Raw genomic sequence first — 22,788 nt, forward strand, 5'->3', positions numbered from 1 at the left:
GCTCACCACCAACGGTCCGGCTTGGCGACGAAGCCCGCCGCATCTTCGAGGGCGCCCGCGACCTGGAAGACGGTCGCCTCGTCCAGGGCCTTGCCGATGACCTGCAGGCCCAGCGGCAGCCCCTCGCTGTTCAGACCCGCGGGCACAGAAATGCCCGGCAGACCGGCCAGGTTGGTCGTCACCGTGAAGACGTCGTTCAGATACATCGTCAGGGGGTCGATCTGCTTGTCGCCGATGGCGAACGCGGCCGACGGAGTGGACGGCGTCAGGATGGCGTCCACCTTGCCCCAGACGTTGTCGAAGTCCTCGGCGATACGGCGACGCACCTTCAGCGCCTTGACGTAATAGGCGTCGTAGAAGCCCGCCGACAGCACATAGGCGCCGATGGTCAGGCGGCGCTGGACCTCCTTGCCGAAGCCCTCCGCGCGCGAGCCGGCGTAGAGGTCGTCCAGCGACGAGAAGTCTTCGGCGCGATGGCCGAAGCGCATGCCGTCATAGCGCGCCAGGTTGGACGACGCCTCGGCCGGGGCCACGATGTAGTAGGTCGGCAGGGCGTATTTGGTGTGCGGCAGGCTGATCTCGACGATCTCGCAACCGGCGGCCTTCAGCCAGGCGACGCCCTGTTCCCACAGCGCCTTGATCTCTTCGGACATGCCGTCGATCAGATATTCCGCCGGAACGCCGATACGCAGGCCCTTGACCGACTGGCCGACAGACTGAGTCCAGTCGGGGGTCGGGACGTCGAGGCTGGTCGAGTCCTTGGCATCAAACGAGCACATGGACTTCAGCAGCAGGGCCGCGTCCTTCACCGTCTTGGTGATCGGCCCGGCCTGATCCAGCGACGAGGCGAAGGCCACCATGCCGAAGCGGCTGGCGCGGCCGTAGGTCGGCTTGATGCCGACCGTGCCGGTGAAGGCGGCGGGCTGGCGGATCGAGCCGCCGGTATCCGAGGCCGTCGCGGCCAGACACAGGTCAGAAGCCACGGCCGAGGCCGAACCGCCCGACGAACCGCCCGGCGTCAGTTCAGCGTCCGAACCCTTGGCCTTCCACGGGTTCTTCACCGCACCGAAGGCCGAGGTTTCATTGGCCGAGCCCATCGCGAACTCGTCCATGTTCAGCTTGCCCAGCATGACCGCCCCGTCGCGCCACAGATTGGCGGTGACGGTCGATTCATACGGCGGCACGAAGCCGCGCAGCATGTTGGAGGCGGCGGTCGTCTGAACGCCTTCAGTGCAGAACAGATCCTTGACGCCCAGCGGCGCGCCTTCCAGCGCCCCGCCCTCGCCCTTGGCCAGACGGGCGTCAGACGCGCGCGCCTGTCCCAGCGCCTTGTCCGCCGTCACCTCGATATAGGCGTTCAGCGTCGGGTTCGAGGCCTTGATATTGGTCAGGAAGGCCTGGGTCAGCTCTTCCGACGAGAAGGTCCTGGCCTTCAGGCCGTCGACGGCGTCGGCCAGAGTCAGCTTGGTCAGATCGGTCATGACTTACTCCACGACCTTGGGCACGACGAAGAAGCCGTCGGCGGACTTGGGCGCGTTGGACAGGACGTCGGCGACCTTGTCGCCGTCCGTCACCACGTCATCGCGCAGGCGAAGCGGTTGAGACACGTTGGAGGTCATCGGCTCGACGCCCTGCACGTCCACCTCGTCCAGCTGTTCGATCCACTGCAGGATGCCGTTCAGCTCCTGGGCCAGCGGCTCCAGGCGGTCCTCGGGGGTCTTGATGCGGGCGAGATGCGCAACCTTGCGCACCGTCGCGGCGTCGATGGCCATGCGGCCCTCCAAAGCATGAAAGTCTGAGGGGGCGGGATTAGCGTTTCAACGCCGCTTCGACAAGGATCGGGCGCCGCCCTTTGTCCAGCTTGACCACGGCGACCAAAGGCCCCCTATCCTGACAGCGCGCCCGGCGCGAGTATGAAGACCTGCCTCAAGGAGACCAAAGCCATGAAGATCACCGGCCCCCAAGCCCGCGCCGCACGCGCCCTGGTGCAATGGCCGCGCGACCATGTGGCCCGCCTTTCGGGGCTGGCGGTCGACATCCTGGCCGACTTCGAGCGCGAGAACGTCGATCCGGGCGATGAGGCCCGCAGCCGCCTGCAGGCCGCGCTGGAGGAAGGCGGCGCCGTGTTTCTGAACGAAGAGGACGGCGGCCTGGGCGTGCGGCTGAAGTTCACCCGCAAGGAAGTCCGCTCGATCCGCAACATGGAGAATGAAGGCGGGCCGGTCGGGGATGACGACGTGTGAGTCACTCCCCCTCACCGCTCATCCCGGCGGACGCCGGGACCCAGTAAGAGCCACACGCACGCCGGTCCGCGACTATGGCGCAATGCGGTCAAGGTTTCTGCCTTGAAGCCAAAGCACTGGGTCCCGGCGTCCGCCGGGATGAGCGGAGGTAAAGGGCCGCGCGCTTTGACACGCGCCCCGTCTGGGCCTAACGCGCCCTCGTGCCTGTCCTTGACCTTTCCGAACTGTCCGCCGCCTGCCCGCCCAACACCCCGTGGCTGGGTCTGGATCTGGGCGAGAACACCATCGGCGTCAGCGTGTCTGACACCGGGCGCATCATCGCCAGCCCGCTGGAGCTGATCCGCAAGACCAAGTTCAGCCAGGACGCCGAACAGCTGTTCAAGATCATGGATGGCCGCAACGTGTCGGCCCTGATCATCGGCTTGCCGTTGAACATGGACGGGACCGAGGGGCCGCGCGCCCAGTCGTGCCGCGCCTTCGCCCGCAATCTGGAGCGGTTCCGGCCGGTCAACGTCGCCTTTCAGGACGAGCGGCTGTCGACCACGGCGGTCGAGCGGTTCCTGATCGACGAGCTGGACCTGACCCGCAAGCGCCGCGCCGATGTGGTGGACCGCACCGCCGCCGCCTGGATTCTGCAAGGCGCGCTGGACCGGCTGCGCCCCTGAGATGGCGGCCATTCTAGCCGGCGTCCTGCCGGTCTTCCTGCTGCTGGCGCTCGGCTATGGCCTGAAAAAGTCGGACTATCTGCCCGACGCCGCCTGGCGGCCGATCGAGAAGCTGGCCATCAATGTCCTTTATCCCGGCTTCCTGATCCCGGCGATCTGGAATGCGGACCTCTCGGGATCGGCCGCGGGCGCGGCGGGCGCCGCCGCCGTCACCGTATCCATCATCGTCTCGACCCTGACCCTGCTGTCAAAGCCCCTGCTGCCCCTCAGCGGCCCGGCCTACACCAGCGTCTTTCAGGGCATGATCCGCTGGAACAGTTTCGTTTTCCTGCCCGTCGTGCAGGCGACCTTCGGGCCGGAAGGCGTAGGCCTGGCCGCCGTGGTCATCGCCGCCATGATCCCGGTCAGCAACATCCTGAGCGTCATCGTCCTGGCCAAGTGGGGGGCGGACCAGCGCGGTGCCTCGCCCAAGGCCCTGTTCCGGGCGATGATGTCCAACCCCATCCTGCTGGCCTGTCTGCTGGGGCTGGCGCTGAACGTCTCAGGCGCGCCGCAGCCGCCGGGCGTGGCCGAGACGCTGCAACTGCTCGGATCAGCCGCCCTGCCGCTGGGCCTGATCGTGGCGGGCGCAGGTCTCAGCTTCCGCGAACTGGCGCGCACCCGCGTCACGGTCGGCGCCGTGGTGGTGGTCAAGATGATCGTGACGCCGCTGGCCATGTGGCAGCTGGCGCGCCTGTACGGCGGTGATGAACTGGCGCAGGGAATCGCCCTGCTATGCGGCGCCGCGCCCGGCGCCGCCTCGGCCTATGTGCTGGCGCGTCAGATGGGCGGCGACGCGCCGCTGATGGCCGGGATCATCGCGGCGACGACGGTATTCTCGGTCATCGGCATCCCTGCGGCCCTGCTGCTATTCCATCTGGCCTGAGTCCCGCCTATAGCGGCGTCTCAATGACCCACGCAGCGCCTGTCACCGATCTCATCAAGGAACGGCTGACGCCGTTTCCTCGCGACCACTTCCTCGCCGCCGGAGACCTCCATCCGCCGGCCGCCTTGGCCTTGCTGGACCTGGCCGACGCCTTCGTCGACTTCAACAGGCAGTCGGCCAAGGGCGTGGACCTGATGCGCGGCCAGACGGTCGTGAACCTCTTCTTCGAGAACTCGACGCGGACCAGTTCCTCGTTCGAGATCGCGGCCAAGCGTCTGGGCGCCGACGTGGTGACCATGCCGGTCGCCTCGTCCTCGGTGAAGAAGGGCGAGACGCTAATCGACACCGCCGTGACGCTGAACGCCATGAAGCCGGAGATTCTGGTCGTCCGCCATGCATCCTCGGGCGCGGTGGACCTGCTGTCGCAGAAGGTCGGTTGCGCCGTCGTCAACGCGGGCGATGGACGCCATGAACACCCGACGCAGGCCCTGCTGGACCTGCTGTCCATCCGCCGCGCTTTCGGCGACGTGGGCGGGCTGAGCATAGCCATCTGCGGCGACATCGCCCACAGCCGCGTGGCGCGCTCGAACGTCGCCCTGCTGCAGATGATGGGCGCGCGGGTGCGGTTGATCGGACCGCCGACGCTGGTGCCCGGCGACGCCGACCGCTGGGGCTGCGAGGTCTTCCACGACATGAAGGAGGGTCTGGCCGGTTGTGACGTGGTCATGATGCTGCGCCTTCAGCTGGAGCGGATGGCGGGCGCCCTGATCCCCTCGACGCGGGAGTATTTCCGTTTCTGGGGTCTGGACCGCGAGAAGCTGGCCTGGGCCGCGCCCGGCGCCAAGGTCATGCACCCCGGCCCCATGAACCGGGGCGTGGAGATCGATTCCGACGTGGCCGACGACCTGAGCGTCTCCCTGATCCAGGATCAGGTCGAGATGGGCGTCGCCGCCCGCATGGCCGTTCTGGCCGCCCTCGCCCACCGCCGCGCGGGAGGCGCCGCATGACCGCCGCTCAACAGCCCATCGCCCCCAAGGCTCTGGCCATTGTCAACGCCCGCCTGCTGGACCCGGCCAGCGACTATGACGGCCCCGGCGCCGTCCTGATCGAGAATGGCCGCATCGTCGAGGTCATCCACGGACAGGCGACCCAACGCCCCGAGGGCGTGCAGATCATCGACGCCGAAGGCCGCTGCCTGGCGCCCGGCCTGATCGACATTCGGGTCAAGACCGGCGAGCCGGGCAACGAACCCAAGGAGACGCTGAAGTCGGCCAGCCTGTCGGCGGCGGCGGGCGGCGTCACCACCATCATCGTCCAGCCGGACACCGATCCGGCCATCGACGACCCGGCCATGATCGACCACATCCAGCGGCGCGGCGCCGCGCTTGATCTGGTCCACGTCCGCGCGGCGGGCGCGGCCACGCAGGGCCGCGACGGCGAGCGCATGGCCGAGATCGGCCTGATGCACGAGGCGGGCGCCCTGTATTTCACCGACGGCGACCGGGTGATCCGCAACACCCGCACCCTGCAACGGGTGATGTCCTACGCCGCCTCGTTCAACGCCCTGATCGCCTGCCGTCCAACCGAGCCGTGGCTGTCGGAGGGCGCGGTCGCGACCTCAGGCGAACTGGCGACGCGGCTGGGCCTGTCGGGCGCGCCCGCCATCGCCGAGCGCATCCAGCTGGAGCGCGACCTGGCCCTGGTCGAACAGACCGGCGCCCGCTTCCTGATCGACCAGATTTCGACCGAAGGGGCGCTGGAGACGCTGGCCCGCGCCCGTGCGCGCGGGCTGGAGGTCGCGGCCTCGGCCTCGATCAACCATCTGTGCTTCAACGAGATCGACATCGGCGACTACCGCACCTTCTACCGCCTGGACCCGCCCTTGCGCGCCGAGAGCGACCGGCAGGCCTTGGTCGAGGCCGTGCGCGACGGCCTGATCGACGTCATCACCTCGGCCCACTGCCCCGAACCGGCCGAGAACAAGCGCCGTCCCTTCGCCGAGGCTGAGCCGGGCGCCGTGGGTCTTGAGACGCTGCTGCCCGCCGCCCTGACGCTGCACCACGAATACGGCGTGGACCTGCTGGACGTGCTGCGGCCGCTGACGCAGGGCCCGGCGGCCCTGCTGGGGCTGGAGGCTGGGGAGTTGTCGCAAGGGTCGCCCGCCGATCTGGTGCTGTTCGACGCCGGTGCGCCGGTGGTGATCGACGCCGCGACGCTGCGCTCCAAGTCGAAGAATTCGCCTTTTGACGGGCGGCGGCTGCAAGGCAAGGTCTTGCTCACCGTCGTTTCGGGCCGCATCGTCCACAACGCACGTTAAGGGGAGCGAATCACTTGCACGATCTGACGGGGCCGGCGCTCCTTACGCTCGGGCTTGTGGCTGTCGGCGGGTACCTGCTGGGCTCCATTCCGTTCGGCGTGGTCCTGACCCGCGCGGCGGGTGCGGGCGACGTGCGCAACATCGGCTCGGGCAATATCGGCGCGACCAACGTCCTGCGCACCGGGCGCAAGGATCTGGCCATCGCCACCCTGATCCTGGATGCGGGCAAGGGCGCGGTCGCCCTGCTGATCGCCCGGCACCTGCTGGGAACCGACGTCGCGGGCGCCATCGCCGGCGGCGCGGCCTTCCTGGGCCACTTGTTCCCCGTCTGGCTGGGTTTCAAGGGCGGCAAGGGGGTGGCGACCTTCTTCGGCCTGATCCTGGCCGCGTGCTGGCCGCTGGGCCTGCTGGCGGCGGCGACCTGGCTGATCACGGCCTTCGCCCTGCGCTATTCCTCCCTGTCGGCCCTGGTGGCGGCGGCGCTGACCCCGCTCTACGCCCTGCTGCCCCTCTCCGCGCTGGGCCTGCCCGCGCCCCAGCCCATATTCATCATGGCGGTCTTCACAGCCGTCCTGATCTTCACCCGCCACCATGAGAACATCGGCCGCCTGCTGAAAGGCGCCGAGCCCAAGATCGGGGCGAAGAAGGCGTGACGCCGCTGTCGGAGGCAGAGCGTTTCGCCCGCCTCCGGCTCGCCCGGACCGACCGCGTCGGCCCTGTGGCCTTTTCACAGTTGCTCCAGCGGTACGGCTCGGCCGAGCGCGCTCTGGACGCCCTGCCCGATCTGATCCGTAATCGGGGCCGCACCAGCTATTCCATCCCGGCGCCCGGAACCGTCGAGGCCGAACTGGAAGCAGGCGCCCGCATCGGCGCGCGGCTGATCCTGTGGGGCGAGGCCGCCTATCCCGAAGCCCTGGCGGTCGTCGATCCGCCCCCGCCTCTGCTGTGGATCCTTGGCGACGCGGCGTTGATGCAGCGCCCCTGCATGGCCATCGTCGGCGCGCGCATCGCCTCGGCGGGCGGCCAGCGGATCGCACGCGGACTGGCGCAACAACTGGGCGAAAGCGGCCATGTCGTCGTCTCGGGTTTGGCGCGCGGGGTCGATGCGGCGGCGCATCTTGGCGCGCTGGAGACCGGCACCGTGGCCGTTCTGGGCGGCGGCGTGGACGACATCTATCCGGCGGACAACGCCGACCTGTATCGCCAGATCGCCGAACGAGGCTGCATCGTCTCGGAAAGCCCTGTCGGCGCGCGGGCGCAGGCGCGCGACTTCCCGCGCCGCAACCGCATTATTTCAGGCCTGTCGCGCGGCGTGGTCGTCGTGGAGGCTGAAATCCGGTCCGGCTCTCTCATCACCGCCCGGCTGGCGGGCGAACAGGGCCGCGACGTGTTCGCCGTCCCCGGCTCGCCGCTGGACCCGCGCTCCAAAGGGCCGAACGAACTGCTGCGTCAGGGCGCCATCCTGTGTGAAGGGATCGAGGATATAGAGCGAGCCTTCGCCTCTCTGCGAACCCTGAGAGAGCCGCCCGCTGATTCGCCGTTCGACGCCGGGCGACCTGAACAGATCGATGACGAGGTGCTGGATCGGATAGAAGCCCTGCTGTCCCCTTCGCCGGTCAGCCGCGACGAACTGGCGCGCGCCGCCAGATTGTCGATTGCGGAAACAGCCGCCGCCCTGCTGGAGCTTGATCTCGCAGGGCGGGCGACCTTGCTGCCCGGCGGTATGGCCTCGACCTAGGCAGGGGCGGTGCGGCGAGCCATATCCGCCGCATTCTCAAGAATGCTGGCCAGCCTTTCATCCCCGTCCCAGCGGGCCATTCCGGCCAGTTCCATAGCCATGGCGGCCACATATTCACGAACCGGATAGTCCGTCAGATCAGGGCTTGGCGCCTGCCGGCGTCGCTGCGCTGTCTTGCTCATCGTCAACCCTCCCGAGAACGCCTCAGAGGAACACAACTTACAATGGTTTGCAAACTCGCGTTACCCGGAAAGGTTGCTCACTTGAAATGCGCCGATTGACTTCCGGCCGCGCCGCAACCACGTTCGCGCCCCCTTTTCCCCGATAGAGCGCCATGAATCTCGTCATCGTCGAGAGCCCCGCCAAGGCCAAGACCATCAATAAATACCTGGGCTCGGACTATAAGGTTCTGGCTTCATACGGCCACGTTCGCGACCTGCCGTCGAAGGACGGCTCGGTTCTGCCTGACGATGACTTCGCCATGCACTGGGAGGTCGACGCCAAGGCCTCCAAGCGCCTGTCCGAGATCGCCGAGGCCGCCAAGGCCGCCGACCGCGTCATCCTGGCCACCGACCCCGACCGCGAGGGAGAGGCGATCAGCTGGCACGTTCTGGAAATCCTGAACAAGAAGAAGGCGCTGAAGGACACGGACGTCCAGCGCGTCACCTTCAACGCCATCACCAAGTCGGCGGTGCTCGAGGCGATGGCCAACCCGCGCCAGCTGGATATGGAGCTGGTGGACGCCTATCTGGCGCGCCGGGCGCTGGACTATCTGGTGGGCTTCAACCTGTCGCCGGTGCTGTGGCGCAAGCTGCCAGGCGCTCGCTCGGCCGGGCGCGTCCAGTCGGTCGCCCTGCGCATCGTCGTCGACCGCGAGATGGAGATCGAGCGGTTCAAGGCGCAGGAATACTGGTCGGTCGAGGCCGACCTGATCGCGGACAGCCCGCCCTTCACCGCCCGTCTGGTCAAGCACGAAGGCAAGCGCGTCCAGCGTCTGGACATCGTGTCCGAAGCGATGGCGACAGCCGCGCGCGAGGCCGTCCACAGCGGCGACTTCACCATCAAGTCGGTCGAGAAGAAGCCGGCCAAGCGGTCCCCCGCCCCGCCCTTCACCACCTCGACCCTGCAACAGGAAGCCGCGCGCAAGCTGGGCTTCACCGCCCAGCGCACCATGCAGGCGGCGCAGAAGCTGTATGAGGGCGTGGACGACACCGGCGGCCTGATCACCTATATGCGTACGGACGGCGTCTATGTGACGCCCGAAGGCATCGCCCAGGCCCGCGAGGCCATCGGCCAGCGCTTCGGCCCCGCCTACATCCCGGCCGAGCCGCGCTACTACAAGACCAAGGCCAAGAACGCCCAGGAAGCGCACGAAGCCATTCGTCCGACCAACATCCTGCGCAGCCCCGACACCTTGCGGCTCGATAGCGATCTGCAGCGGCTGTATGAGCTGATCTGGAAGCGGATGATCGCCTCTCAGATGGAATCGGCGCGTCTGGACCGCACCACGGTCGAGATCGAAACGCCGGACGGCCAGACGGGCCTGCGCGCCACCGGCCAGGTTGTGGTCTTCGACGGCTTCATCGCCGCCTATGAAGAAGGCCGCGACGAGAAGCAGAAAGGCGCTGAGGACGACGAGGACGAAGGCGGCCGCCTGCCCGCGCTGAAAGAAGGCGCCAAGGCCAAGGTCGAGGCCATCCGCACCGATCAACACTTCACCGAGCCGCCGCCGCGATTCTCGGAAGCCACCCTGGTCAAGAAGCTGGAAGAGCTGGGGATCGGCCGCCCGTCGACCTACGCCTCGATCCTGACGACCCTGCGCGACCGCGAATACGTCCGCATGGACAAGAACCGCTTCTATCCCGAGGACAAGGGACGGCTGGTCACAGCCTTCCTGGAGCAGTTCTTCGCCAAGTGGGTCGAGTACGACTTCACCGCCGCGCTGGAGACCCAGCTGGACGAGGTGTCGGCGGGCGATCTGGACTGGAAGACCCTGCTGCGCCGCTTCTGGCAGGATTTCCACGCCGCGACCCAGGCCGCAGGCGAGCTGCGCACCACGGCGATTCTTGATCACCTGAACGAAGCGTTGGGTCCGCACATCTTCCCCGACAAGGGCGACGGCTCCGACCCGCGCCAGTGCCCCGTCTGCCATGAAGGCCAGCTCAGCCTGAAGACCAGCCGCTTCGGCGCCTTCATCGGCTGTTCGCGCTATCCGGAGTGCAAATACACCCGCCCCGTGGCTTCGCCTGACGCAGTCGACGGCGGAGCCGAGAGCGGCGATCGCGAACTGGGCGTCGATCCGGCGACCGGCCAGCCCGTGCACCTGAAGATCGGCCGTTTCGGTCCCTATGTCGAAACGACGCCGCCCGATGCGGAAAAGCCCAAGCGCTCGTCCCTGCCGAAGGGCTGGACCCCGGCGTCGATGGATCTTGCGAAGGCGCTGCGCCTGCTCAGCCTGCCGCGCGACGTGGGTCCGCACCCCGAAGACGGCAAGATGATCACCGCCAGCCTGGGCCGCTATGGCCCGTTCGTGGCGCACGCCGGCACCTACGCCAATGTCGCGGACATCGAGGAAGTGTTCGACGTCGGGCTGAACCGCGCCGTGGCCCTGCTGGCTGAAAAGCGCGCGGGTCGTGCGGGTCGCGCCTCGGCCGCCGCGCCGCTGAAGGAGCTGGGCGCCCACCCGGAAACGGGCGAGGCCGTTCAGGTCATGGCCGGGCGCTACGGCCCCTACGTCAAGTCGGGCAAGATCAACGCCACCCTGCCCAAGGGCACGGCGCCCGAAGACATGACGATGGAGGCCGCCCTGCCCCTGCTGGCCGCCAAGGCCGGCGCCGCGCCCAAGAAGAAGGCGCCCGCCAAGAAGGCGGCGGCGAAAAAGCCTGCTGCGAAGAAGGAGCCTGCGGCCAAGAAACCGGCCACTAAAAAGGCCCCCGCCAAGAAGGCCAAGGCTGCGGACGCCGATTAAGATCAAGCGCCCTCGTTCTCATGAACGGGGGCGTTTTTCTTGATGCCGCCCCAATACCCCTTAAGCCGCCGAACATTCTGAGCGGTTTTCCGGCTCAGCGCCCCGCGACTAGTTCATTACGGACGCGGCGCCCCAAAGGGTCGCGACCCGGCCAGCTCTCGCCCACTGAGGCTTCGATATAGGGGGTGCAGAAGCGCGAGATGATCATGCGCGGGCGAATCTCGTTCAGGCAGACCTTGTCGCCTTCGCGCGCCCACCGGGCGGTCAGGCGGCGTCCGTCAGAAAACAGGGCGCGATAGGCGCCGTCACGGTCGAACCAGTGCTTGACCCAATCGCCGTCGGGATAGTGGGAAACGACAGTATTTCCAAAGGCCGCCTGCATGGCGTCGACACTCCGTCCGCGATCCGACGCCTGGGCGCCAAGCGGCGCGGCAAGCATCAGCGCGATCAATACGGCAGCGCGCATTCGACATCCTTCTCCCGGTCCCCGAGCGGACCATACAGCCCGCGGCGCCGTTGCCAAGCGAGGCCGTTAGAACGGAAATACTTGACTGAGGTGTAGGGCTTTCCATATACCGCCCCAAGCTCGGAACAGGACTGGCGATGCGCGCCGCCCGCTCGCCCACGAGGGGCGGTTCCGTCAGCTAACGGCGTTTGCGAACGTTATCCTCCGTCCCTTCAGGACTGCATGACTGAGTTTTCCAAGCTGGGCCTTTCGCCCACGACCCTACAAGCGGTCGCCGATACCGGCTACACGACCGCCACCCCCATTCAGGAACAGGCCATTCCAGTGGCCCTGGCCGGACGCGATGTCCTCGGCATCGCCCAAACCGGCACCGGCAAGACGGCCGCCTTCACCCTGCCTATGGTCGACCGCCTGGCCTCCGGCCGCGCCCGCGCCCGCATGCCGCGCGCCCTGGTGCTGGCGCCGACCCGCGAACTGGCCGATCAGGTCGCCGAAAGCTTCGCCAAATACGCCAAAGGCACCAAGTTGAACTGGGTGCTGCTGATCGGCGGCGTCTCCATGGGCGACCAGGTCGCCGCCCTGAACAAGGGCGTGGACGTGCTGATCGCCACGCCGGGCCGCCTGCTGGACCTGTTCGACCGCGGCAAGATGCTGCTGACCGGCGTCGAGCTGATGGTGGTCGACGAGGCCGACCGGATGCTGGACATGGGCTTCATCCCGGACATCGAGCGCATCTTCAAGCTGACGCCGCCGCGTCGCCAGACCCTGTTCTTCTCGGCCACCATGCCGCCGGAGATCACCCGCCTGACGCAGCAGTTCCTCAAGGATCCGACCCGGATCGAGGCGTCGCGCCCGGCCACAACCGCCGACACCATCACCCAGCACATCACCCGCCTGCCGACCTCGGACCCCAAGGCCAAGCGCACCGCCCTGCGCGCCCTGGTCGAGCGCGGCGACGTGCAGAACGGCATCGTCTTCTGCAACCGCAAGTCGGAAGTCGACATCGTCGCCAAGTCTCTGCAGGTCCACGGCTTCGACGCCGCGCCGATTCACGGCGATCTGGACCAGTCGCTGCGGATGAAGACCCTGGCCGATTTCCGCAGCGGCGCACTCAAGCTGCTGGTCGCCTCGGACGTCGCCGCGCGCGGCCTGGACATCCCGGCCGTCAGCCACGTCTTCAACTATGACGTTCCGCACCACGCCGACGACTACGTCCACCGCATCGGCCGCACCGGCCGCGCCGGGCGTCTGGGCGAGGCCTTCATGATCGTGACGCCGTCCGACGACAAGTCATTGGACAAGGTGCTGAAGCTGATCAAGAAGGAGCCGGTCGAACTGCCGCTGGACGGCATCGACTTCGCCTCCATCAAGGACCGCCCGCGCGACGACAGCCGCTCAAGCCGCGGCCGTGGACGCGGCGAACGCAGCGAGCGCGGCAGCCGTTCGCGCCGTTCGGTCGAAGAAGCGCCCGTCGAAGCCGAAACCCTGATCGAAACAGCGCCGACGCCCGCGCCCGAAACCGAAGCGGCGCCTCAACGCGCACGCAGCCGCAAGAAAACCGAAACCAAAACGACGCCTGCCGCCCAGAAAACGCCTCAGAAGGCTAACCAGGCTGAAGGCCGCCAGCCCGCATCTCTCGCCGGAAATCCTTTCGGCGATGACGTCCCGGCCTTCCTGCGTCGCCCGGTGGTTCTGGCCGGATAAGGCCGGTCTGCGAACTTAACCCTGCGTTACAGAAGACCGGTATAGCTTTCCGGATCACGCAGCGCAGGGGCAGTTCAGGCATGACCACCCAGGTGGAAACCACGGTTCGCAGTCCGGAAGCCTATGCTCTGGCGCACCGCGCCGTGGACGCCATGCAGGCCGCCGCCGTGTGGCCGACGCCGTTGAACTTCGAACTGTGGCTGCACTACCTGGGCGACCCGGACGGAACGCTGGGGCAGGAAATTTCACGCCTTCTGGCGACAGGGGCGCCCTTCACCGATTCGACGGCGGAAATGCTGGCCGCCGAATTCCTGCCGCGTGGCCGCCTGTCCGAAGAAATCCGCGACGCCGGGGCCATGCTGAACAGGGAACTGGCAGCCGTGGCAGGCGCCATCGACAAGGCGCGCGAAAGCCAGGCCAGCTACGGGCACACCTTGGCTGACGCCGTCGATCGGATGGCCAGCGCAGGCGACGCCAACAGCCTTGGAGACATCGTGTCCTCACTAGCGGATGCGACCCGCCGCATCCGACGCCATACCGCCGCGCTGGAACGCCGCCTGGAATCCTCAAACCGCGAAGTGACCAAGCTGCGCGATCACATGGAGCAGGTGCGCCGCGACGCGATGACGGACGCCCTGACCAATCTGGCCAACCGCAAGGCGTTCGACGAACACCTGCTGCGGATGTGCGATGAAGCTGAAAGCGTGGGCGGCTCGATCGGGCTCGCGATCATCGACATCGACCATTTCAAGCGCTTCAACGACACCTGGGGGCACCAGACGGGCGATCAGGTGCTGCGCTATGTCGCCAGCGTCCTGGGCCGGGTGTCGCGAGCGCCGCGCATCGCCGCCCGCTATGGGGGCGAGGAGTTCGCCCTGATCTTCCCCGGCGAAACGGCGGGCGCCATCGAGGCCGCGCTGAACGCCATTCGTGAGGAAATCGCCTCCCGCGCCCTGCGCCGTCGCTCGACCAACGACGATCTGGGCGCCGTGACCATCTCCGTCGGCTTTGGTCTGCGCCGCCCTGGCGAAACCGCTAGCCAACTGCTGACGCGGGCGGACGAGGCGCTCTATGCCTCCAAGCGCAGCGGGCGCAACAAGGTGACCTCCGCCGCCGAGGCCGTATCCGACGCCGCCTGAGGCTTCACTTTAAGCTCGCCTCTGAACGGCAGGCTGGCATAGTCGCCTGATGCGAAGCCTGCTGTTCAACATCGCCTATTGGGCGCTTTCCATCACCTATGGCCTGGCCGCCGCCTTTGCGGCTCTGGCTCCGGGCCGCAAGGCCACGAGCTGGATCATCCGCCGCTATGTCCGGCGCATGGTGCAGGCCATGAGCCTGTTCGCGGGCATCCGCATCGAGACTCGCGGCAAAGAACGCCTGCCACAGGGCGCCTTCATCATCGCTTCAAAACACCAGAGCTGGGGCGACGGCTTCGCCACCTATGACCAGTTCGACGACGTGGCCTTCGTCACCGGCGACCATCTGGAGAAGTTCCCTCTGCTGGGAACGGTGCTCAAGAAGCTGGGCGCCATCGTCGTGAACAACTGCGGCGGCCACGCCGCCCGCGCTGCCCTCAAGGAACGCGCCGCCGACGCCAATCGCGAAGGCCGCAAGATCCTGATCTATCCGGAAGGCCATCTGGCGAAGGTCGGCGAGAAGTTCCGCTACCGCTCTGGCGTCTGGCACATGTACCGCGATTTCGACATGCCGGTCGTGCCGCTGGCAACCAATCTGGGCCTGTTCTGGCCGCTGGAGGAGTTCCGCAAGAACCCCGGCACGGCGACGCTTGAATTCCTCGAACCCATCCCGACCGGCCTGCCGAAGGCCGAGTTTCTGGAACGGCTGGAAGCCGCCGTGGAGGGCAAGACGGCCGAACTGATCGCCGAGGCGACCGCACAGCCGGTCACGCCCGCCGTTCTGGTCGAATCCAAGGAGGAATCCGCCAAGACCGCCGCAGCGGCCAAGGCGGTCAGCGCTGCAGCCTAGGCCGCCGGGATCACTGCGCCTTCATATTTCGTGGCGATGAAGTCCTTGATCGCCTGGCCGCGCAGGGCCTGGGCCAGGGCGTGGATGCGCGGGTCGTCCTGATTGTCCGGGCGGGCGACCAGATAGTTCACATAGGGACTGTCGGCGCCTTCCAGTTGCAGCGCGTCGGTCTTGGGCTTCAGACCGGCGTCGAGGGCGTAGTTGGTGTTGATCACCGCGCCGTCCACTTGAGGCAGGATGCGTGGAATGGTCGCGGCCTCGACCTCCTGGAACTTCAACCCCTTCGGATTGGTCGCGATGTCGCGCACTGTCTGCAGCGGGTTCTGCGGATCCTTGAGCGTGATCAGACCCGCCGCCTGCAACAGCAGCAGGGCGCGACCGGTGTTCGACGCATCGTTGGGAAGCACCACCTGGGCGCCGTTGGGCAGATCGGTCAACGCCTTGTGCTTGCGCGAATAGAGGCCCAGCGGCTCGACGTGAACGCCCGCCACAGTGATCAGGGTGGTGCCGCGCGCGGTGTTGAACTCGTCCAGATAGGGCTTGGTCTGGAAATAGTTCACATCCAACCGTTTTTCAGCCAGTTGCACGTTGGGCTGAACGTAGTCGTTGAAGACCTTGATCTCGATCGGCACGCCCTCGGCGGCCAGGATCGGCTTCACCTGCTCCAGGATTTCAGCGTGCGGCACGGCGGTGGCGCCGACCAGCAGGGGGGCGCCCTCGGCCCCCGCCTTCTTGTCCGCGCCCTGACCGCAGGCGGCGAGCGTCAGGACAGCAGCGGCGGACAGCAGCAGCGAACGGCGGATCATGGGGCAGGCTTTCGTAAAATCAGCGGTGCGAGACCTTAGCGACCAGACGGTCGCCGATCATCTGCAGAATTTGTACGAGAATCAGCAGCAGAACTACGGTCACGGCCATGACGTCGGTCTGGAAGCGCTGATAGCCGAAGCGGATGGCCAGGTCGCCCAGACCGCCCGCCCCCACCACGCCCGCCATGGCCGTGTAGCTGACCAGGGCGATGGCGGTGACGGTCGCGCCGGCGATGATGCCCGGCATGGCCTCAGGCAACAGGGCGCGCGTCACGATCTGGAAGGTTGAACCGCCCATGGCTTGGGTCGCCTCGACCACGCCCTTGTCGACCTCGCGCAGCGCCGTCTCGACCAGGCGCGCATAGAAGGGCGCGGCCCCGACCACCAGCGGCGGAATGGCCCCCGCCACGCCCAGCGAGGTGCCGACCAGCAGCACCGTCACCGGCAGCATGACGATCAGCAGGATGATGAAGGGCACCGAACGCAGCACATTGACGACGAAAGACAGGACGGCGTTCAGCACCGGATTGGCCGCCAGCCGCCCCTTGCCCGACAGATAGAGCAGCACGCCCAGCGGGACGCCCAGAATCACGGTCAACACCATCGATCCGCCCAGCATCAGCAGGGTGTCGATCGTCGCCTTGCCGATATCGGCCCAGTCCACATTGGCGAACATCAGACCGCCTCCACCACGACGCCGCGCGCGGCCAGTTGCGCCAGAGCCGCCTCGGCGTCGCCGCCGGTAAAGGCCACAGTCATCTGACCATAGGGCTCGCCCCGGATGCGACTGATGCGGCCCGACAGGATTGAATAGTCCACACCCGCCGTGCGCGCCACACGGCTCAATTCCGGCTCATAGGTCGAGGGGCCGCGGAAGGTCAGGCGGGCCATGCGCGCCCCTGCGGGCGCGACCGAGGCGTCGACCGCCTCCTCGCCCTCGGCCAGCATGGCGCGGGTCACGGCGTGCTGGGGATGCAGGAAGACGTCGGCCGTCGCGCCCTGCTCCACGATCCTGCCGTCCTTCAGCACCGCCACCCGGTCGCAGACGCGGCGCACCACCTCCATCTGGTGTGTGATCAGGACGATGGTAAGGCCCAGATCGCGGTTCAGCCCGTCCAGCAGGGTCAGGATGTCCTCGGTCGTTTCTGGGTCCAGCGCGCTGGTCGCCTCGTCGCACAGCAGGACGCTGGGGCCGCAGGCCAGGGCGCGGGCTATGCCGACGCGCTGCTTCTGGCCGCCTGAAAGCTGGGCCGGATGCTTCTTCGCATGATCGGCCAGACCCAGTTGGGCCAGCAGCTGCGCCGTGCGCGCCTTCACTTCGGCCTCAGGCCGCCCTTCCAGACGAAGGGGGAAGGCGACGTTGTCTTCGATCGTCTTAGCGTTCAGCAGGTTGAAGTGCTGGAAGATCATACCGATGCCGCGCCGCGCGGCGCGCAGTTCAGCGGGGTTCAGGGCGGTGATCTCCTGCCCGTCAACGAAGACCTTGCCGGCGTCCGGCGTCTCCAGTCGGTTGATGGCGCGGATCAGGGTCGACTTGCCCGCCCCCGAACGGCCCACCACGCCGAACACCTCGCCGCGCGCGACGTGCAGGTCGACGGCGTCCAGCGCCGTGCGGTCGCCCGCCGCGCTGCGATAGCGCCGGGTCACCCCCTCCAGTCGGATCATGTCAGTCGGCGTCCAGAGCAGCGGCGGGAATGATGGTGACGCTCTCGCCGCAGCCGCAGGCATCCGTCTCGTTCGGATTGCGGAAGATGAATTTCGAGGCCAGCTTCGTCACCTCATAATCGATCTCGGTGCCGATCAGGAACAGAACGGCCTTGGGCTCGATCAGGATGGTGACGCCCTTGTCTTCGACCACCTCGTCCAGCGGCTGGATCTCTTCGGCATAGGCGAAGGTGTATTCCTGCCCCGCGCAGCCGCTGTTCTTCACGCCGACCCGGAGGCCGACGTAATCCTTTTCGGCGTTGTCCATGATCTCGCGCACGCGCGCGGCGGCGGCGTCCGTCAGGGTCACCGCCTTGGGCCGGGGGCGTCGGGGCCGGGTCGTGGTCTGAAGCTCGGTCATCAGGGACTCCTCAGAACATGTTCAGGGCCAGCTTGGCCTCGTCGCTCATCTTGGAGGCGTCCCACGGCGGATCGAACACCAGATTGGCCTTGGCGCTGCGCACGCCGTCGACCTTCTTCACCGCATCCTCGACCCAGCCGGGCATTTCGCCGGCGACCGGGCAGCCCGGCGCCGTCAGCGTCATCTCGACCAGCACGTCGCGGTCGTCGGACACGTCGACCTTGTAGATCAGGCCCAGCTCATAGATATCGACCGGAATTTCCGGGTCATAGACGCTCTTCAGCGCCTCGATCAGGTCGTCCGTCAGCTTGTCCAGCTCGGCCTGAGACAGGGCGCTTTTCTGCGGCTCGTCCCAGCTGGCGGCGAAGGCGTCGCTGTCGCTGATCGCGTTGTCGGTCTTGGCGTCGTCCATACTCGTCACACGAAGAAGTTGCGCGCCTTGATCAGCGCGTCCACGAAGGCGTCTGTATCCTCCATGGTGTTATATAGGGCGAAGGAGGCGCGCGTGCTTGCGCTCACGCCCAGTCTTTTCGCCAGCGGCTCGGCGCAGTGCAGTCCGGCCCGGACGGCGACGCCGTAGCGGTCCATGATCTGAGCCACGTCATGGGCATGGGCGCCTTCAACGGCGAAGGTCAGCAAAGCGCCCTTCCCTTCCGCCTGCCCCAGAATCTGCAACCAGTCATGATCAGCCAGACGCTCGACGGCATGGCGATACAGGGCTTCCTCGTGCGCCTGAACAGCGGCCGGATCATACTGCGACAGCCAATCGATCGCCGCTCCCAGGCCAATGGCCTCCAGGATCGGCGGCGTCCCGGCTTCGAACCGATGCGGCGGTTTGGCGTAGGTCACCCGGTCCTTCTCGACCGTCTCGATCATCTCGCCGCCGCCCTGGTACGGCGGCAGGGCGTCCAGCGTCTCGGCCGTGCCGTACAGGACGCCGATGCCGGTGGGACCGAACAGCTTGTGGCCGGTCAGGACGTAGTAGTCGCAGCCGATGGCCTGAACGTCCGGCGCCGCGTGAACCGCGCCCTGGCAGCCGTCGATCAGCACCCGCGCCCCGGCCGCATGGGCCAGACGGGTGATCTCGGCGACCGGGTTGATGGTGCCCAGCACGTTAGACATGTGGGTGACGGCGACCAGCCTGGTCTTCGGCCCCAGCAGGGCGGCGAAGGCTTCCATGTCCAGCGAGCCGTCGTCCTTGATCGGCGCCCATTTCAGCACCGCCCCGCGCCGCTCGCGCAGGATGTGCCAGGGCACGATATTGGAGTGGTGCTCCATCTCGGTGATGATGATCTCGTCGCCCGGCTGGATCGACAGGCCGACGCCATTGGCGACCAGGTTGATCGCCTCAGTGCCGCCCTTGGTCCAGACGATGGTCTCGGCCGAAGGCGCGTTCAGGAAGCGGGCGACGATCTCGCGAGCGTGCTCATAGGCTTCCGTCGCTTCGTTCGACAGGGTGTGCAGACCGCGGTGAACGTTGGCGTAGCTGCCCTCCATCGACGCGACCAGGGCGTCGATCACTGCGCGCGGCTTCTGAGCCGAGGCGGCGCTGTCCAGATAGACCAGCGGCTTGCCGTTCACCTGGCGCGACAGGATCGGGAATTGCGCGCGGGCGGCATAGGGGTCGAACCCCGTCACAGATGCGTTGATCACAGGCGAGCCGTCAGCCATTCCCGCACCACCTCTCTGGCGCCTTCATGCTCGATGCGGTCGACGACCTCGATCAGGAAGGCCTGGGTCAGCAGGGCGCGGGCCTCGTCAGCCGAAATGCCGCGCTGCTGCATATAGAACAGGGCGCTTTCATCCAGCGTCCCGACGGTGGCGCCGTGGGCGCACTGAACCTCGTCGGCGTAGATGATCAGCTCGGGCTTCACGTCGATCTCGCCGCGCTCGGATGTGATCAGGCCGTGGTGCCCCATACGGGCGTCGGTGTCGTCAGCGCCCTTCTGGACCAGAATCTTGCCCTGGAAGACGCCACGCGCCTCGTCGCGGACGACGCCCTTGATCAGCTGGCTGGTCGTGCCGTTCGGCGCGATGTGGTCGATCACCGTGGTCAGGTCGGAATGACGTGCGCCGCCGAGCAGATAGAGGCCGTCCACACGAGCATCGGCGCCCTCGGCGCCGTGACGCAGGCGGGTCTCATGACGTTGCAGCTTGGCGCCCGTGGCGACGACGGTCTGGCGATAGCGGCCGCCGGCCTCCAGCTTGACCTCAGCCTCGGCCACCGAAATGGCGTCATCCGGTTCGTCGGTCAGGACGATGCGGGTCACCTCGGCGTCGGCGGCGACGTCGATCTCGACCTTGTTGTGGGCGACATAGGCCGAGCCCTTGCCCTCATGCGTCTCCAGAAGCAGCAGGCGCGCGCCGGGGCGGGCGACGATGCGCGCCGCCGCCGTATGACCGGTGCCCGTCGCATCCGAGATGAAGCGCAGGCGCAGCGTCTGATCGCCCGAGGCGATGTAGTCCTTCACCCCGACCGGGCGGCCGTTGGCGAAGACGACGGCGTCGCCGCCCAGATCATAGAACGGCCCCGGCGCGCCGACGACGGCCGTGCCGGACGGTTCAGGCGCTTCACGAAGAAAGCGCTTCAGGTCACTGTATTTCCATTCCTCGACCCGCCGCGAGGGGAAGGTCGCGACGTCGGTCAGGTCAAGCCGGGCGAGCGCCTTCATGCCGCCTCCGGCAGGAACTTGTCGTAGCCTTCCGCCTCCAGCTCATGCGCCAGCTCAGGCCCGCCCGAAGCGACGATGCGGCCGCCCGCCAGAACGTGCACGCGGTCCGGTTTGATATAGTCCAGCAGGCGCTGATAGTGGGTGATCACCAGCATCGACCGTTCCGGGCTGCGCATGGCGTTCACGCCGTCGGCGACAATGCGCAGGGCGTCGATGTCGAGGCCGGAGTCCGTTTCATCGAGGATCAGCAGCGACGGCTCGAACAGGGCCATCTGCAGGATCTCCATCCGCTTCTTCTCACCGCCAGAGAAGCCGACGTTCAGCGGCCGCTTCAGCATGTCGAAGTCCATCTTCAGCGACTGCGACGCCGCCTTGACCAGCTTCAGGAAGGCCGGGGCCGAAACTTCATCCTCGCCGCGCGCGCGCTTCTGGGCGTTCAGCGCCGTGCGGATGAAGGTCATGGCCGGAACGCCGGGAATCTCGATCGGATACTGGAACGACAGGAACAGGCCTGCCGCCGCGCGCTCGGCCGGATCAAGGTCCAACAGGTCCTGGCCGTTCCACGAGGCGGAACCGTCCGTCACCTCATAGCCGGGACGCCCGGACAGGCTGTAGCCCAGCGTCGACTTGCCCGCCCCGTTCGGCCCCATAATCGCATGAACTTCGCCCGCAGGCACATCGAGCGTCAGACCCTTGAGGATCGGCTTTTCGGCGACGGAGACGTGGAGATTATTGATCTTAAGCATTGTTTTCTTCTTCAACTCACTCAGCCGACTGAGCCTTCAAGGCTGATCGCCACCAGCTTCTGGGCCTCGACGGCGAACTCCATCGGCAGTTCCTGCAGGACGTCGCGAACGAAGCCGTTGACCAGCAGCGCCACCGCTTCTTCTTCCGACAGGCCGCGCTGCTGGGCGTAGAAAAGTTGGGCTTCGGACAGGCGGGTCGTGGTCGCCTCGTGCTCAAGCTGGGCCGAACCGTTGCGGACCTCGATGTAGGGGATGGTGTGGGCGCCGCACTCCTTGCCGATCAGCAGGCTGTCGCACTGGGTGAAGTTGCGCACCCCGGTCGCCTTGGGATGGATCGACACCAGGCCGCGATAGGTGGAGTCCGACTTACCCGCCGAGACCGTCTTGGCGATGATGCGGCTGCGGCTGTTCTTGCCCAGGTGTAGCATCTTGGTGCCGGTGTCGGCCTGCTGATGGCCGTTGGTGATGGCGATGGAATAGAACTCGCCCGAGCTTTCCTCGCCCTTCAGGATGCAGGACGGGTATTTCCAGGTGACGGCCGAGCCCGTTTCAACCTGCGTCCAGCTGACCTTGGAGCGATCGCCGCGGCAGTCGGCGCGCTTCGTCACGAAGTTGTAGATGCCGCCCTTGCCCTCGGCGTCGCCAGGGTACCAGTTCTGGACGGTCGAGTATTTCACCTCGGCGTCGTCCAGGGCGATGATCTCCACGACCGCTGCGTGGAGCTGGTTTTCATCGCGCATCGGCGCGGTGCAGCCCTCCAGATAGGAGACGTAGCTGCCCTTGTCAGCGATGATCAGGGTGCGCTCGAACTGGCCGGTCTGGCTGGCGTTGATGCGGAAATAGGTCGACAGCTCCATCGGGCAGCGCACGCCCGGCGGGATGTAAACGAAGGAGCCGTCGGAAAAGACCGCGCTGTTCAGGGCCGCGAAATAGTTGTCGCTGACCGGCACGACGGTGCCGAGGTACTGACGCACTAGATCAGGATATTCGCGCAAGGCCTCAGAAATCGGCATGAAAATCACGCCGTGCTTGGCCAGTTCCTCCTTGAAGGTGGTAACGACCGAGACGCTGTCGAACACGGCGTCGACGGCCACCTTGGGCGCGCCCTGGACGCCGGCCAGCACTTCCTGCTCCTTCAGCGGGATGCCCAACTTGGCATAGACGGCCAGCAGTTCGGGATCGACCTCATCCAGCGACTTGGGCCCCTCCTTCTTCACCGGCGCGGCGTAGTAGTAGAGGTCCTGATAGTCGACGGGCTCGTATTTCACAGCCGCCCAGGTCGGCTCTTCCATCGCCAGCCAGCGCTCATAGGCGGCGAGGCGCCATTCCAGCATCCACTCCGGCTCACCCTTCTTTTCGGAGATGAAGCGGACGATGTCGGCGTTCAGACCCTTGGGGGCGAACTCCTGCTCAACGTCGGTGGTGAAGCCGTATTTGTACCGCTCCAGTTCCGCGACCGTATCGATTGTTTCCTGAACGATAGCCAT

Annotated in this window: 24 protein-coding genes; 11 read left to right on the forward strand and 13 right to left on the reverse strand. The window is 66.9% G+C overall.

Features of this window, described 5'->3' with window-relative positions; translation table 11 throughout:
- Positions 1 to 2: 2 nt before the first annotated feature.
- Both gatA and gatC read right to left on the reverse strand, forming a co-directional pair.
- Positions 3 to 1,481, reverse strand: coding sequence for an Asp-tRNA(Asn)/Glu-tRNA(Gln) amidotransferase subunit GatA (gene gatA, locus RSD66_RS09010; protein ID WP_415287395.1), 1,479 nt, complete (start codon positions 1,479 to 1,481; stop codon positions 3 to 5).
- Between the two features lie 3 nt (positions 1,482 to 1,484).
- The gene (gatC, locus tag RSD66_RS09015; RefSeq protein ID WP_003167060.1) at positions 1,485 to 1,772 is read right to left on the reverse strand and encodes an Asp-tRNA(Asn)/Glu-tRNA(Gln) amidotransferase subunit GatC; all 288 of its coding nucleotides are present in this window, start codon (positions 1,770 to 1,772) and stop codon (positions 1,485 to 1,487) included.
- A gap of 171 nt (positions 1,773 to 1,943) precedes the next feature.
- Between gatC and RSD66_RS09020 the strand changes: the two genes are divergently transcribed.
- The 7 genes from RSD66_RS09020 (at position 1,944) to dprA (ending at position 7,888) form a co-directional block, all read left to right on the forward strand.
- Positions 1,944 to 2,243, forward strand: coding sequence for a DNA-binding protein (locus tag RSD66_RS09020; protein WP_119412422.1), 300 nt, complete (start codon positions 1,944 to 1,946; stop codon positions 2,241 to 2,243).
- A gap of 200 nt (positions 2,244 to 2,443) precedes the next feature.
- A complete protein-coding gene (gene ruvX / locus RSD66_RS09025) occupies positions 2,444 to 2,908 on the forward strand; it encodes a Holliday junction resolvase RuvX (RefSeq protein WP_415287396.1) in 465 nt (154 codons plus the stop codon).
- A 1-nt stretch (position 2,909) separates the two neighbouring features.
- Complete coding sequence (locus RSD66_RS09030) at positions 2,910 to 3,833, forward strand: AEC family transporter (protein WP_415287397.1); 924 nt, start codon at positions 2,910 to 2,912, stop codon at positions 3,831 to 3,833.
- Positions 3,834 to 3,856: 23 nt separating this feature from the next.
- Positions 3,857 to 4,840: an aspartate carbamoyltransferase catalytic subunit gene (locus RSD66_RS09035; RefSeq protein ID WP_415287398.1), complete on the forward strand. Its 984-nt coding sequence runs from the start codon at positions 3,857 to 3,859 to the stop codon at positions 4,838 to 4,840.
- The gene (pyrC, locus tag RSD66_RS09040) at positions 4,837 to 6,150 is read left to right on the forward strand and encodes a dihydroorotase (RefSeq protein WP_415287399.1); all 1,314 of its coding nucleotides are present in this window, start codon (positions 4,837 to 4,839) and stop codon (positions 6,148 to 6,150) included. The genes RSD66_RS09035 and pyrC overlap by 4 nt, the downstream gene beginning before the upstream one ends.
- Before the next feature lie 14 nt (positions 6,151 to 6,164).
- A complete protein-coding gene (plsY, locus tag RSD66_RS09045) occupies positions 6,165 to 6,803 on the forward strand; it encodes a glycerol-3-phosphate 1-O-acyltransferase PlsY (protein ID WP_415287400.1) in 639 nt (212 codons plus the stop codon).
- A complete protein-coding gene (gene dprA / locus RSD66_RS09050) occupies positions 6,800 to 7,888 on the forward strand; it encodes a DNA-processing protein DprA (RefSeq protein WP_415287401.1) in 1,089 nt (362 codons plus the stop codon). The genes plsY and dprA overlap by 4 nt, the downstream gene beginning before the upstream one ends.
- On the opposite strand, the gene RSD66_RS09055 is transcribed toward dprA, so the two are convergent.
- Complete coding sequence (locus RSD66_RS09055; RefSeq protein WP_119412029.1) at positions 7,885 to 8,070, reverse strand: hypothetical protein; 186 nt, start codon at positions 8,068 to 8,070, stop codon at positions 7,885 to 7,887. The genes dprA and RSD66_RS09055 overlap by 4 nt on opposite strands.
- Before the next feature lie 152 nt (positions 8,071 to 8,222).
- Between RSD66_RS09055 and topA the strand changes: the two genes are divergently transcribed.
- Positions 8,223 to 10,856: a type I DNA topoisomerase gene (gene topA / locus RSD66_RS09060; RefSeq protein ID WP_415287402.1), complete on the forward strand. Its 2,634-nt coding sequence runs from the start codon at positions 8,223 to 8,225 to the stop codon at positions 10,854 to 10,856.
- A 94-nt stretch (positions 10,857 to 10,950) separates the two neighbouring features.
- On the opposite strand, the gene RSD66_RS09065 is transcribed toward topA, so the two are convergent.
- Positions 10,951 to 11,322 (reverse strand): hypothetical protein, encoded by a 372-nt coding sequence (locus RSD66_RS09065; RefSeq protein WP_346523047.1) that lies wholly within the window; start codon positions 11,320 to 11,322, stop codon positions 10,951 to 10,953.
- A 222-nt stretch (positions 11,323 to 11,544) separates the two neighbouring features.
- On the opposite strand from RSD66_RS09065, the gene RSD66_RS09070 reads away from it, so the two are divergent.
- From RSD66_RS09070 to RSD66_RS09080, 3 genes are all read left to right on the forward strand, one after another.
- Entirely contained in the window at positions 11,545 to 13,026 is a 1,482-nt protein-coding gene (locus tag RSD66_RS09070; RefSeq protein WP_415287403.1) for a DEAD/DEAH box helicase, read from the forward strand.
- 80 nt (positions 13,027 to 13,106) lie between these two features.
- Complete coding sequence (locus tag RSD66_RS09075; protein ID WP_119412032.1) at positions 13,107 to 14,165, forward strand: GGDEF domain-containing protein; 1,059 nt, start codon at positions 13,107 to 13,109, stop codon at positions 14,163 to 14,165.
- 49 nt (positions 14,166 to 14,214) lie between these two features.
- Positions 14,215 to 15,012, forward strand: a complete 798-nt coding sequence (locus RSD66_RS09080) for a lysophospholipid acyltransferase family protein (RefSeq protein ID WP_415287404.1) — start codon at positions 14,215 to 14,217, stop codon at positions 15,010 to 15,012.
- Here the strand turns inward: RSD66_RS09080 and RSD66_RS09085 are convergent.
- From RSD66_RS09085 to sufB, 9 genes are read right to left on the reverse strand one after another with little or no spacing between them, the layout of a single operon-like run.
- Complete coding sequence (locus RSD66_RS09085) at positions 15,009 to 15,818, reverse strand: MetQ/NlpA family ABC transporter substrate-binding protein (protein ID WP_415287405.1); 810 nt, start codon at positions 15,816 to 15,818, stop codon at positions 15,009 to 15,011. The genes RSD66_RS09080 and RSD66_RS09085 overlap by 4 nt on opposite strands.
- Before the next feature lie 19 nt (positions 15,819 to 15,837).
- The gene (locus RSD66_RS09090; RefSeq protein WP_024352729.1) at positions 15,838 to 16,494 is read right to left on the reverse strand and encodes a methionine ABC transporter permease; all 657 of its coding nucleotides are present in this window, start codon (positions 16,492 to 16,494) and stop codon (positions 15,838 to 15,840) included.
- Entirely contained in the window at positions 16,494 to 17,483 is a 990-nt protein-coding gene (locus tag RSD66_RS09095; protein ID WP_415287406.1) for a methionine ABC transporter ATP-binding protein, read from the reverse strand. Before RSD66_RS09095 ends, RSD66_RS09090 begins: the two co-directional genes overlap by 1 nt.
- Before the next feature lies 1 nt (position 17,484).
- Entirely contained in the window at positions 17,485 to 17,883 is a 399-nt protein-coding gene (locus tag RSD66_RS09100; RefSeq protein WP_025977137.1) for a HesB/IscA family protein, read from the reverse strand.
- A 10-nt stretch (positions 17,884 to 17,893) separates the two neighbouring features.
- Positions 17,894 to 18,295: an SUF system Fe-S cluster assembly protein gene (locus RSD66_RS09105; RefSeq protein ID WP_346523054.1), complete on the reverse strand. Its 402-nt coding sequence runs from the start codon at positions 18,293 to 18,295 to the stop codon at positions 17,894 to 17,896.
- Between the two features lie 5 nt (positions 18,296 to 18,300).
- Positions 18,301 to 19,554, reverse strand: coding sequence for an aminotransferase class V-fold PLP-dependent enzyme (locus RSD66_RS09110; RefSeq protein ID WP_415287408.1), 1,254 nt, complete (start codon positions 19,552 to 19,554; stop codon positions 18,301 to 18,303).
- On the reverse strand, positions 19,533 to 20,555 hold the full coding sequence (sufD, locus tag RSD66_RS09115; protein ID WP_415287410.1) for a Fe-S cluster assembly protein SufD: 1,023 nt from the start codon (positions 20,553 to 20,555) through the stop codon (positions 19,533 to 19,535). The genes RSD66_RS09110 and sufD overlap by 22 nt, the downstream gene beginning before the upstream one ends.
- Complete coding sequence (gene sufC, locus RSD66_RS09120) at positions 20,552 to 21,301, reverse strand: Fe-S cluster assembly ATPase SufC (RefSeq protein ID WP_415287411.1); 750 nt, start codon at positions 21,299 to 21,301, stop codon at positions 20,552 to 20,554. The genes sufD and sufC overlap by 4 nt, the downstream gene beginning before the upstream one ends.
- 20 nt (positions 21,302 to 21,321) lie before the next feature.
- Positions 21,322 to 22,788: a Fe-S cluster assembly protein SufB gene (gene sufB, locus RSD66_RS09125; protein WP_346523058.1), complete on the reverse strand. Its 1,467-nt coding sequence runs from the start codon at positions 22,786 to 22,788 to the stop codon at positions 21,322 to 21,324.

It is taken from the genome of Brevundimonas sp. S1H14 (assembly GCF_047716865.1).
Taxonomy (GTDB): Bacteria; Pseudomonadota; Alphaproteobacteria; order Caulobacterales; family Caulobacteraceae; genus Brevundimonas; species Brevundimonas naejangsanensis.